General features: G+C 55.3%; 4 protein-coding genes and 1 tRNA gene. 2 read left to right on the top strand and 3 right to left on the bottom strand.

What is annotated here, in order from left to right; genetic code table 11:
- Positions 1–37 precede the first annotated feature (37 nt).
- Together WMO26_RS13325 and WMO26_RS13320 are read right to left on the bottom strand one after the other, a co-directional pair.
- Positions 38–1276, bottom strand: coding sequence for a sensor histidine kinase (locus WMO26_RS13325; RefSeq protein WP_349221123.1), 1239 nt, complete (start codon positions 1274–1276; stop codon positions 38–40).
- A complete protein-coding gene (locus WMO26_RS13320; RefSeq protein ID WP_349221122.1) occupies positions 1269–1946 on the bottom strand; it encodes a response regulator transcription factor in 678 nt (225 codons plus the stop codon). Before WMO26_RS13320 ends, WMO26_RS13325 begins: the two co-directional genes overlap by 8 nt.
- A 188-nt stretch (positions 1947–2134) precedes the next feature.
- Here WMO26_RS13320 and WMO26_RS13315 point away from each other — a divergent pair, with 188 nt between their 5' ends.
- On the top strand, positions 2135–3211 hold the full coding sequence (locus WMO26_RS13315; RefSeq protein WP_349221121.1) for a glycosyltransferase: 1077 nt from the start codon (positions 2135–2137) through the stop codon (positions 3209–3211).
- A gap of 318 nt (positions 3212–3529) precedes the next feature.
- Here the strand turns inward: WMO26_RS13315 and WMO26_RS13310 are convergent, their stop codons facing one another.
- Positions 3530–4033 (bottom strand): phage holin family protein, encoded by a 504-nt coding sequence (locus WMO26_RS13310; RefSeq protein WP_349221120.1) that lies wholly within the window; start codon positions 4031–4033, stop codon positions 3530–3532.
- A gap of 155 nt (positions 4034–4188) precedes the next feature.
- Here WMO26_RS13310 and WMO26_RS13305 point away from each other — a divergent pair.
- Positions 4189–4265 (top strand) — tRNA-Pro (locus WMO26_RS13305).
- The last annotated feature ends 643 nt before the right edge of the window (positions 4266–4908 follow it).

Raw genomic sequence — 4908 nt, 5'->3', positions numbered from 1 at the left:
ATCTTTACACCGCAGCCGGGCGCCTTTTCTTACCCTTTTACCCCAGCGGAAGAACCGCCTGGAAGCACACGGCGCCTTCTCCGTCTTTTTGAGCCGAGATGCGCCCCTTATGGGCCTCCACCACCGCCTTCGCCACCGACAGGCCGATTCCATATCCCCCGGTGTCTCTCGAGCGGGAGGAATCCGCCCGGTAAAATCGGTCGAAGAGGGAATCCAGGTCGGAGGGAACCGGATCGCACGCGTTTTTGACCTCCAGCTTCGCATACTTTCCCTGCCCAGAAAGGAAAAGCGAAATCCTGCTTTCCGGTGACGCGTATTTTACCGCGTTATCCAGCAAAATGGATACCACCTGCCTGATACCGCTTTCTTCCCCCTTCATGACCAGCCCCGGCCGGATGGACAGGGACAAGGTCTTCCCCTGGCTTTGGGCCAGTGCGGCAAAGGACTGGGCGGTTTCCTCCACCGCGTCGCTGAGGACAAAGTCGGTAAAGCGAAGCGCTCCCGCGTCCTCCTCCATCCGCGACAAAGTCAGAAGGCTCTGCACCAGCCCGCCCAGGCGCCCAACCTGGTTTTGGATGCTCTGCGTCCATTCGCTGGGGCCGCCGGTCAGCTCCAGAACCTCGGCGTTGGCCGAAATAATGGCCAGCGGGGTCTTGATCTCATGGCTCGCGTCGGTGATGAACCGCTTTTGCTTTTCCATGCTCTCAATGACCGGGCGGATGGCCCGCCGGGAAAGAAGGGAAACAAGCAAAAGCATCACCATCAGGGTAGCCAGAGCAATCCCGCTGGAAAGCAGCAGCAGGGAAAGGGAGGACTGCAGCTGTGTCCCCCGGTCGAGAAACAAAATCAGCGTCCCATACGTCTTTTCCTGGACCAAATATTTGTATTGATCCAGATATCCGCCGGTGCTCCCGCTTTCGAGCACCGTTTGAGCGTATTCTCTGGCTTTGGAAGAGTCCACCGCCGCGATGTGCCCGGTGTCGATCTGGCTGATGGTCCCCTCCTGGTTTGTTTTTACGAGAAAGTACCGGGTCTCAAAAGGGGTCTCCTCGCTGAAATGAGCCGGGTTCGGGCCCAGCTCCTTGGGCGGGCGCATCCCCCGCTCCAGCTCTGGAAACTTTCCCTCGTTCTGGGCCAGTAAGGTCAGGAGATTGTCCGCGTTTTGATTCATCTGGTAATAAGTCACGCCGTTTACCGCCGCCAGAATCACCAGCAAAATGACGAACAGGGATCCCATGGCGATGGCGATGAACTTGCGCTGCAGCCGCTTAATCATTGCACTCCTCCAACCGGTATCCCACTCCCCGCACCGCCTTGATCTGCACGTTGGCCCCGATACCGGACAGCTTTTTGCGAAGGGAAGAGAGGTACACCCATACCACGTTGATTTCCGTGTCCGAGTCGTAGCCCCAAATGCGCTCCATGAACTGCTCGGTGGAAACCAGCCGTCCCGGATGGCGCAAAAGCATCTCGAGAATCTGGAATTCCTTGTTTCCCAGCCGGATGACGCCTTCCTGCCCGGCGGCTTCGAAGGTAGCCCGGTTTAGCGTCAGGCTGCCGCAGGAAAGGGCGTCCGGAGAAAAGTCGGTCCGCCGCCGGGTCATGGCCCGCACCCGCGCCAGCAGCTCGCCCATGGCGAAGGGCTTGGTTAAATAATCGTCCGCGCCGCTGTCAAGCCCCAGGATCCGGTCGTCCACCTCCGAACGGGCTGTCAGCATCAGCACCGGCGTGGCGATTCCTTTCTTCCGCAGATCCCTGACCACGGTAATTCCGTCTTTTTTTGGCATCATAATATCGAGAATGATCCCGTCGTAGTTTTCCGTCCGCCCATACTCGTAGGCGTCCGCCCCGTCGTAGACCGCATCGACAGAGTAATGGTTGTGCTTTAAAATGGCGGTCAGCGCCCGGGACAGCTCTTTTTCATCCTCTGCAAGCAGCAATCTCATCGGCTTGATTCTCCCTCACGTTTCATAAAGGGTGGTTCTTTTTCTTCATGATAGTAGCATATCATCTTTAAATCAAGTTTAAATTTACAGCCTTTTTCGCCTAGAGAAGCGAAAGACTGCCGGCCGCTTTTTTTCCCGTATGATTCTGCCCTCATCCCAGTCAACAAAAATGAAAGGAGCGCAGCACTATGACGGTAAGACCCATCGGCATCGCGCTCATTCCGGCCTACCAGCCCTCTCAGCTTCTGCTCGAACTGCTCAAAGAGGTACGCGCCGCCGGAATGACAGCCCTTGTGATCGACGACGGCAGCGGTTCAAAAAGCCATTCGATCTTTCTAGCCGCGAAAGAATATGCCACCGTCCTAACCCATGAACGGAATTTGGGAAAGGGACGGGCGATCAAAACCGGGCTATCCTATCTGAAAGAGCGGTTTTGCGGCCAGAAATACGTAGTCGTCACCATGGACGCGGACGGTCAGCACCGGGTGGACGACGCCAAACGGGTGTGGGAAGCCGCCGCCCGCAACCCGAAAGCCCTGATTTTGGGAAGACGGAGGTTTGAAGGAGAGGTACCCGCCCGCAGCCGCTTTGGAAACGCCGCTACCCGTTTTGTTTACCAGCTGGCCACCGGCGTGCCGGTTACGGATACCCAGACGGGCCTTCGCGCCTTTCACGGAAATCTGCTTCCACGGATGCTTTCCATTCCCGGAGAGCGCTATGAGTACGAAATGAACGTCCTGCTGATCTGCGCAAAGGAGGGGATAGCCATGGAGGAAATCTCCATCGCTACCGTTTACCTGAACCACAACGACTCTTCCCATTTCAATACCCTCAGAGACTCCTTCCGGGTGTACCGGGAGATTCTGAAATTCACGGCCTCATCCATCCTGGGCTTTTTGCTTGACTTTCTCCTCTATAACCTGCTGCTGGCGGCTACCGTTGGGCTGGGGAGCAGGATCAGCATCCCCCTATCCAACGTCCTGGCCCGCTTTTGCAGCGCCGGTGCCAACTACGCGGTCAACCGTCGCCTAGTTTTTCACAGCTCCTGCCGAATGGGAAAATCGCTGCTGCAGTATGTGCTGTTAGCCGCCGTCATCCTGTGCGGAAATACCTTGGTGCTGTCTTTGTTCACAGCTGCCTTTGGGGTGGATCCGGTTTGGGCAAAGGTGGTTACCGAGTTTGTCTTTTTCCTTCTGGGCCGGGCGGTGCAGAAGCGCCTCATTTTCCGCCGGCATGAGGGGCAAAAGGAAACAGGATCGTCGTGAAAACAGGAAACGGCCCAGCTAATAGCCGTTTTTTATGCTGTAATGCTCACTGTGCTTACCGCCTGTCTGCTGCTGGACGTGTTTGCGATCTCCCGAACCTACCGGGCGGCGGAGGATAGATCCAGCACATACAGGAAGAAGAAAGCTTGTCCGCCTCTTAAGGCAGCTTCGCACAGAAAGAGCTGATATTTGATACGCGCAGCTATCAGGATGAGAACTTCCGCATTGCAATCACCGAGTACCGCCGGTACGATAATGGAGCGAACAATGCACAGAGAAAAAGCCGCCCGTCACATACGAGCGGCTTTTTCTGGATGCTTACGCGTCGTTGCCGTTTCCTTCCGGCTTATACTCCAGAGCGACCGGCGTTTCCTCGCCGCCTGCTTGGGTACCACTGCCGGCAGCAACGGGAAGAGACAAGCCGGCATTCGCTGTATCGGCCGAAGGCGTGGATGCGGCGGTGCTGTCTGGCTGGGGAGCGCCCGCTTTGGCCAATCGGATGGCCTGACGTTCGGTGCTGGTTTTGCCGGTCATGGCCGTCATGATAAAGTCGCCGCCGTTATAGCTGGCGAAAGCAATCAGCAGGCCCTGTGTCAAGGAAGCGAATACCGTCATGAGTACACTGGACCAGTCGGTCAAAGCGACAGTAGAGAAGGTGTGCAATGCGCACAGCACCACCGAGCTAATACCTACAATCAGGGGAATGCGGCACTCTTTTACCTTCATTTTCTGCAAGAATTTGCGTACCACGTATAAGACCGGAATGAGAACCAGCAGCTCAGCCCGGACATATTGGTTGATCGCATCGGATATAAACTCCATAAAAACCCCCTCTTCTATATGAGAGCCGGACAGATAGACTGCCTTATTTCAGCTTATGTGAGCAAGGAGGCACCTGTCACATTTAATTTAAAATGAGGAGGAAAAGATATTGACAACATCCGGCAAAATGAATATAATAAATAAGTCGCTTATCTCGGGGTGTAGCTCAGTTTGGTAGAGCGCTTGGTTCGGGACCAAGAGGCCATGGGTTCAAGTCCCGTCACTCCGACCATCGCGAAAGCCGCATGAATACTAGATTTGCTGGTATTCATGCGGCTTTTTTATCTGCTTATTTTATGCGGCTTTACTCGTATTTACGCGGTGTTTTGCGATAAGATGCAAGTCAAGATGCAAGTCACGGTATAATTGATACCAAATTTTACATCGGTCTAGCACCAATAAAAAGTGATAATATTAATTTATTGCTTTTTAGAGGTGTACAAAATGGAAGAGAATAAAAAATCAAATCCAAAGAAAACTGTTATTGTGGTTGGGCTGTTGCTTGCGGTCCTGGCCATAATTATTGTAATTATAATAGCTGTCACGTCATCCGGAGGTGACCCAGACGAGTCCTCCCCTACATCCACCGCAAGCTTGCCGTCATTGCCGTCCGCCGTGTCCCTGCCGGATGCGCCAAGTTTGCCTGAATCCTCCGCCCTTGACAACTCCGACTTGCCCGAGTCGAGCGCCCCGGAGCCGGACACACTTGATGTGTCCTCCCAGGGCAGTGCCTCTCATCAGGCACCGAGCTCCACGCCGCCAGCATCCCAGGCCAGTCCATCGAGCGCCGCGCCGAGTAGCCAGGCCCCGCCATCGTCTGCCGTCCCGTCGTCCTCAGCTCCCCCGGCCGTGTCCTCCGAGCCGGAACGTATCCG

Origin of the sequence: Solibaculum intestinale (assembly GCF_040096205.1) — a bacterium.
Classification (GTDB): domain Bacteria; phylum Bacillota; class Clostridia; order Oscillospirales; family Acutalibacteraceae; genus Solibaculum_A; species Solibaculum_A intestinale.
The sequence above is the reverse complement of the archived record's forward strand: the minus strand, read 5'-3'. Positions and strand labels throughout refer to the sequence as shown.

What these genes read in the sequence shown, in the direction of transcription:
- WMO26_RS13320 (WP_349221122.1), bottom strand. Translation starts at nt 1,946, where the DNA reads ATGAGATTGCTGCTTGCAGAGGATGAAAAAGAGCTGTCCCGGGCGCTG.
- WMO26_RS13325 (WP_349221123.1), bottom strand. Translation starts at nt 1,276, where the DNA reads ATGATTAAGCGGCTGCAGCGCAAGTTCATCGCCATCGCCATGGGATCC.
- WMO26_RS13310 (WP_349221120.1), bottom strand. Translation starts at nt 4,033, where the DNA reads ATGGAGTTTATATCCGATGCGATCAACCAATATGTCCGGGCTGAGCTG.
- WMO26_RS13315 (WP_349221121.1), top strand. Translation starts at nt 2,135, where the DNA reads ATGACGGTAAGACCCATCGGCATCGCGCTCATTCCGGCCTACCAGCCC.